Below are 4860 nucleotides of genomic sequence, written 5' to 3'. Positions count from 1 at the left end.
CCTCTGGCGTGGGAGCCAGTCCGGTCTGTGCGGCGGGCGCGGCCTGCACGCCCGGCGCCGACGGCGGCGTCTCGGGCATCAGGACCGACGCCACTTTTTGGCATACGGCCCCACCATTGCCGCATGGTCCCGCGGCCGGTAGCGGCGTGCTGACCGAGGTCAGCGGCGTGACCGCCAGCGTTCCACCCATGAGGGCGGACGCTACGGCGCCCAGGACAACGATTCTCATGACGGCCCCCTCCGGCGGTCGACGCGCGATCGGCGCGGGTCAATCCATGAAGCTTAGGCGGACGCGGCACGTGGCGTGGGGTGTTAGCCGAAATTCACGGCCGCGGCGCTGATGCTTCACCTAACCGGCCGCGGCCGCGATCAACGGCAGCCCGACGATCGGTGCCGCCTTGTGCAGGCACTCCTCCCATTCAGCGTTGGGATCGGAGTCGGCGGTGATCCCGCCGCCGACGCCCAGCACGGCGCCACCGCCCGCGTCGAACTCGACGGTGCGGATCGCGACATTCAGCTCACATCCGGCGATCGGGGACGCCAAACCGATTGTGCCGCAGTATATGCCGCGACGGCTGTGCTCCCATTGCGAAATCAGTTGCCGTGCACGGTGTTTGGGTGTTCCGGTAACCGATGCCGGGGGAAAGGCGGCGTCCAGCAGCGCCGACGTCGGGAGCTCGACGGGAACCCGCGCCGACACCGTGGACACCAGGTGCCACACGCCCGGTGCGCGCCGCACGACTAACAGCTCGGGCACGGTGACCGTGCCGACGGTCGCCACCCGGCCGAGATCGTTGCGGACCAGGTCCACGATCATGATGTTTTCGGCGACGTCTTTGGCTGAAGCCCGCAGCGCCGACGGCCAGGCGTCCAGCGGCAACGTGCCCTTGATGGGGCTGGACGTCACGACCGCACCGCGACGCCGCAGGAAAAGCTCCGGCGACAGCGACCCCACCGCCCCCCACGGCCCCGCCACATAAGCCGCCCGGGCCGGGGAGGTACGCGCGACGCCGTCGACGAAGAAATCCAGCGGAGCCGCGCTGACCGACCCCGTGAATTGCGTGCATACGCAGGCCTGATAGACCTCGCCGGCGCGGATCGCCTCCAGGCAGGACAGGACCCCGCCGCGGTGCGCGGCCCGGTCGGCGGCGCCCCAGTCGATCCGGCAATCGCGCGGCGGTGACGGCGGGGCCGCCAGCGCCGCGCTCAACCAGTCCGGCATCGGCGCGCCGGACAGGCTTTCGTACCACCATTGCCCGTCGCGGTCGCGGCGCAGGACGCAGTCGGTCCAGCCGCCGGCGGCTTCGGGGATCCGATTCGGCCTTCCGTCGGCGCCGGGGTCGGGATAGGACAGGTAACCGATCCAGCCGCCGCCGACCGCCTCGGAGTTGGGCGCCGGCGGACCCAGCCGGACCGCGAAGGCGTCGGCGGCGGCGACCGGCCGCGCCGACAGGCTGGGCGCGATCACCGCCAGCGCACCGAACCACTCGCCGGTCAGCGCGGCGGGCGGCGGCAACCCGAGCCGGCCGGTGGCGTCGCCGACGGCGCGCAGCACCCGGGGTGCCGCGCCGAGGTCGCCAAGCCGGTCGGTTCGCACCGCCCTAGCTTGACAGAGCATTCGCCGCTTAGCTGCGGCTGATGTCGCGAGCGGTGGCCAGGGCCGCCAGCTTTTCCGGGTTGCGCATCACATAGAAGTTGGTGATCTTGCCGGCGGCGATCTCCAGCGTGATCACGCCTTCGAGCTGTTCGCCGAGGTAGAGCAACACGGCCGGAGCGCTGTTGCAGGTCACCATGTCCGCGCGCAGCGTGCCCATTTCCGCGGCCCTGCGCATCAGCCCGGCGATCGCCCGCGCCACCCGCTCGGCGCCGACGACCGGCCTGCGGGCGGCGCTGACGATTCCGCCGCTGTCGGCCGTCCAGGTGGCGTCCGGGGCGAGCATCGTCATCAGCGCTTCGACGTCGCCGCTGGCCGCCGTGGCCAGGAACTGGGTGGTGATTTCGGCGTTGCGTTCCGGGTCAATTTTTGTTGAAGCGCCGCGCTGCTTCCGTCGCGCCCGCACGTGTTCGCGCGCGCGGTGCGCGACCTGACGCACGGTCGGCGCCGGTTTGCCGACCGCCTCGGCGATCTCGCCGTAGTCGAAACCGAACACCTCGCGCAGCACGAACACCGCCCGCTCGTCGGGGCTCAGGGTTTCCAGCAAGACCAGCATCGCCATCGAAACCGATTCCGCCAGAACGACATCCGCCGATGGGTCCTGGTCATTCAGGAGCAGCGGCTCGGGGAGCCAGGGCCCCACGTACTCCTCGCGGCGGCGCGCGTCGGCCCGCAGCGCGTTGAGCGCCTGCCGGGTGACCAGCTGGGCCAGGTAGGACTTGGTGTCGCGCACGGTCGACAGGTCGACCTCGGCCCACCGCAGATAGCTGTCCTGCAGCACGTCGTCGGCTTCGGTCGCCGAGCCGAGGATCTCGTAGGTGATCGTGAACAGCAACGGCCGCAGCAACGTGAATCGGTCGGCATGGTCGGACGAATCCGTCATGGCAGCGCGACCCGCTCGTCGGCCGGCGACTGCGCGGGCCGCGCGCCGCCCTTGAGCCAAAAGTACGAGCCCGGCTTGGCCGCTTCGCGCCGGATGGCCCACAGCGTGGCCTTGCAGACCGTCTCCTTGATAGCCGCTGCGCTTCGGCCGCCGACGGCCACGTCCACCGGGGTGTCGTCTTTGCGGGCGAGCTGGATGGTGCCGCGCGAGCGGCCCACGCTGATGCACTGCCCCGTGAACGCCTGACTCAGCAGCGCCGGGGTTTCTCCCGCGATGCGGCTGAGGACCGTGTTGGCTGCCTGGACCCCGAGCGGCCCGGCGGCCTGGCAGCTCATCCGCAGCGGCTGGCCCGACGGCGCGGCCGCGTCACCCGCGGCGACGATGCGGTGGTCGTCGATGCTGGTCAGCGTCTCGTCGATGAGTAGCCGGCCCAGGGCGTCGGTGCTCAGCCCGCTGCGCGCGGCCAGGTCCGGCACCGCGAATCCCGCCGTCCACACCGTCGCCGCGCTGGGCAGCACGGCGCCGTCGGTGAGCACCACCGCGTCCCAGCGCACCTTGCTGGCGGCAGCGGATTCGAGCACGTTGACGCCGAGGCCGCGTAGCTGCTTGGCCACGGACCGCCGGCCCCGGCTGCTCAGCGACCGGCCGAGGATGCCGCCACACACCAGGGTCACCGGGCGGCCCAGTTCGGCCAGTTCGGACGCCGTTTCGATGCCGGTCAGCCCGCCGCCGACGACGGTGACGGGTGACGCCAGCGGCAGGTCGGCGAGCGCGTAGCGCAGCCGCTGCGCGCTTTCCAGGTCGGCGACCGAGTGGGCGAACTCGGCCGCGCCGGGCACGGTCAGGGGCATCGCGCCGGTGCTGCCGACGGCGTAGATGAGGTAGTCGTAGTCCAGCTCGGCGCCCGAGGCCAGCACCAGGCGCCGGTCGGCGGCCTCGATGCGGTCGACGGCGTCGACGACCAGCCCGATGCCCTCGCCCAGCAGCGTGTCGTAGTCGGCGATCGCCGCGTTGGTGTCAGCGACCAGCTGGTGCAGGCGGATCCGCTCCACGAAGACCGGACGCGGATTGACCAGGGTGATGTCGACGTCGGCGCGCTGCCGCAGGCGATTGGCGGCCAGCGTTCCGGAGTATCCGCCGCCGACGACGACGACATGGGTTCTTGGGGCGGCCAGCTCGGTCATTTCTGTCTCCTACTCTGACGGGACTCGTGCCCTTGAGACACCGCAACCCGGCCGGGTGTGACAGTCCGGGGCGGGACTGTGAGCTGTTTCACTCGCGAGGTTGGCGCTCAAGCACCGGTGTCGATCGTGCTGCGGCCCGGGTCGGATTCGACCACCCGCATGGTGGTCACGCCCGGCTGGTCCGAGAGCGCCACGGCTTCCAGCCGGACCGCGGCGCCGACCGCGTCGAACGTCGACGCCAGCTGCGGGCCTGGGCCGGCCTAGGTTGGAAGGCGATCACCGAGCGCGACGACGGCAGCATCGCGATCGTCAATTCGCCGAAGTCGGCCCCGATGTCCAGCCAGACGCGGTTGGGATCGCACAGCGACGCAACCAGTTGCACGTCCGGTCGGGATTCGCCGAGCCGTCGCAGGATGCCGTATTTGCGCCGCCAGAACAGGCGTGGCGCCAAGGTCTTTGCAGCCGGAGCGAGCCAACGTTTTGCCGAGCGTGCGACAGGCAACTGCGGTGGTCTCCCGTCCTGGTTGGGGGCCAGGCTTGAGCGGGCCTGCGCCGGGTCGGAGGTGCTACGCTTCCCACCAATTCGTAACCTGCCCCGGGCCGAATGCAGCCACCGCGAAATATGCCTTGATTGGGCCCCCCGAAAAGGCCAAGCCCAGTTGGGACCTGTGCCCCATCGGAGGAGTCCTTGCCGCGCAGCCTGGATCTCGTCGTAACCTCCGTGGCCAGGCAGCTGATGGAGGCTACGGGATCCACCGCGACCCAGGTGAGTGAAAAGGTGCTCGCACAGCTCGTCGAGCAGTTCGATCTCGACGCCGGCTTCCTGCGCCACCACGATCACGACATCCGCGCCTCGGTCCTGGTCGCGGAGTGGCCGCCGCGCACCGATATTCCGGACCCGGATCCGATGGCAGTCGTCCATTTCACCAGCGCCGACCCGGTGCTCGCCCAGTGCGAAGACGGCAGGAAGCCGGTCGCGATCCGCCCGCAGCAGAACAACCGGGCGTTCGGCCGCCGGATCGGTGGAGCCAAGCAGCCCACCGCGCCCTCGGTGGCCGCCGCACCACTGGTCTCCGGAGAGACCACCACCGGGGTGCTCGGCTTCGTCAAGAATGGCGCCCGCAAGTGGAAGCAAAAAG

Annotated in this window: 3 protein-coding genes and 3 pseudogenes; 1 reads left to right on the top strand and 5 read right to left on the bottom strand. The window is 70.6% G+C overall.

The window, feature by feature from the left end:
• From JWP83_RS07605 to JWP83_RS07585, 5 genes and pseudogenes are all read right to left on the bottom strand, one after another.
• Positions 1–229: pseudogene (locus JWP83_RS07605) on the bottom strand (hypothetical protein); the annotation flags it as partial.
• 120 nt (positions 230–349) lie between these two features.
• The gene (locus tag JWP83_RS07600) at positions 350–1597 is read right to left on the bottom strand and encodes an aminodeoxychorismate synthase component I (protein ID WP_297728026.1); all 1248 of its coding nucleotides are present in this window, start codon (positions 1595–1597) and stop codon (positions 350–352) included.
• Between the two features lie 28 nt (positions 1598–1625).
• Complete coding sequence (locus JWP83_RS07595) at positions 1626–2537, bottom strand: RNA polymerase sigma-70 factor (RefSeq protein WP_297728023.1); 912 nt, start codon at positions 2535–2537, stop codon at positions 1626–1628.
• Positions 2534–3721 (bottom strand): FAD-dependent oxidoreductase, encoded by a 1188-nt coding sequence (locus JWP83_RS07590; RefSeq protein ID WP_297728020.1) that lies wholly within the window; start codon positions 3719–3721, stop codon positions 2534–2536. The genes JWP83_RS07595 and JWP83_RS07590 overlap by 4 nt, the downstream gene beginning before the upstream one ends.
• 116 nt (positions 3722–3837) lie before the next feature.
• Positions 3838–4223: pseudogene (locus tag JWP83_RS07585) on the bottom strand (FkbM family methyltransferase); the annotation flags it as partial.
• Between the two features lie 186 nt (positions 4224–4409).
• Here JWP83_RS07585 and JWP83_RS07580 point away from each other — a divergent pair.
• A pseudogene (locus JWP83_RS07580) lies at positions 4410–4860 on the top strand (hypothetical protein); the annotation flags it as partial.

Source organism: Mycobacterium sp. (assembly GCF_025965855.1).
In the GTDB taxonomy this organism is placed as follows: Bacteria; Actinomycetota; Actinomycetes; order Mycobacteriales; family Mycobacteriaceae; genus Mycobacterium.
This window is presented reverse-complemented; position numbering and strand designations above follow the sequence as displayed.